Annotated in this window: 1 protein-coding gene; it reads right to left on the bottom strand. The window is 60.9% G+C overall.

The window, feature by feature from the left end:
- Window positions 1–4: 4 nt before the first annotated feature.
- A partial coding sequence (locus Q7C21_RS22520) for a GlxA family transcriptional regulator (protein WP_375151162.1) occupies window positions 5–593 on the bottom strand: 589 nt, incomplete at its 5' end.

Here is a 593-nt window from a genome sequence, read left to right on the forward strand (position 1 = left end):
TTTTTTATGCCGCCTGCTGCTGGAACTGCTGGCGGTACTGATTGGGTGAGAGTTCGGTGTGTTGGCGGAACAGGCGGGCGAAGAAGCTGGCGTCGTCGTAGCCGACTTCATAGCTGATGGTCTTGATGCTCTTGCGCGTTCCCGAAAGCAGGCCCTTGGCGGTTTCGATGCGTAGACGCTGCAGGTAGTGCAGGGGCTTGTCGCCGGTAGCCGTCTGAAAGCGGCGCATGAAATTGCGAATGCTCATGCCATGTTCGCGAGCCACGTCCTCGAAGCGGAACTTGTCGGCGAAGTGCTCTTCAAGCCAATGCTGGATCTGCAGGATGATTACATCCTGATGCAGTTTCTGGCCGCCGAAGCCGATGCGTCCGGGGGCGTAGCTGCGCTGCACTTCATAGAGGATGTCCCGAGCCACGGCCTGGGCCACGTTGGCTCCACAGAAGCGTTCGATCAGGTAAATGTACAGGTCGCAGGCCGAGGTCGTGCCGCCGGCGCAGTAGAGGTTGTCGCTGTCGGTGAGGTGCTTGTCGGCGCTGAACTGCACCCCGGGAAAGCGCTCGGCGAACTCCCCGGCGAAGCGCCAGTGGGTGGTC

The sequence above is a fragment of the Pantoea sp. ANP04 genome, assembly GCF_041982285.1.
GTDB lineage: Bacteria > Pseudomonadota > Gammaproteobacteria > Enterobacterales > Enterobacteriaceae > Pantoea > Pantoea eucalypti.